Source organism: Caulobacter sp. 05L422 (assembly GCF_056397765.1).
Genome location: NZ_JBFTOB010000053.1, coordinates 1 through 587, shown reverse-complemented (window position 1 = coordinate 587; position 587 = coordinate 1). Strand labels below are relative to the sequence as shown.

Annotated in this window: 1 protein-coding gene; it reads left to right on the top strand. The window is 68.7% G+C overall.

Going from position 1 to position 587, the window contains the following annotated elements; translation table 11 throughout:
* On the top strand, window positions 1-587 hold a 587-nt coding region (locus AC1DMQ_RS25780; protein ID WP_477036374.1), incomplete at both ends, for a glucuronate isomerase.

Here is a 587-nt window from a genome sequence, read left to right as displayed (position 1 = left end):
TTCGGCTTCACGCAGTTCTTCGGCCCCGACAACGCCGACGACTATTTCGACCGCATCAACGAAGCCCTGGCCACCGAGGCCTTCCGGCCCCGGGCGCTGTTCGACCGCTTCAACATCGAGACCCTGGCCACCACCGAGGGCCCGCAGGATCGGCTGGAGCACCACAAGGCCATCCGCGAGAGCGGCTGGGGCGGCCATGTGATCACCGCCTATCGCCCCGACGCGGTCATCGACTTCGAGGACGAGCGCTTCGGCCGCGCCTTCGAGCGGTTCGGCGAGGTCTGCGGCCAGGACGTCACCAGCTGGAAGGGCTATCTGGAAGGCCACCGCCTGCGCCGCCAGGCGTTCATCGAAGCCGGGGCGACGTCTTCCGACCACGGCCACCCGACCGCCGCCACGGCCGACCTTTCCGAGGTCGAGGCCGAAGCCCTGTTCCACAGCCTGCTGAAGGGCGAGGTCACCCCGGCCAAGGCCGAGCTGTTCCGGGCCCAGATGCTGACCGAGATGGCCCGCATGAGCCTGGACGACGGGCTGGTCATGCAGATCCACCCCGGCTCGCACCGCAACCACAATGTCGGCCTGCTGGA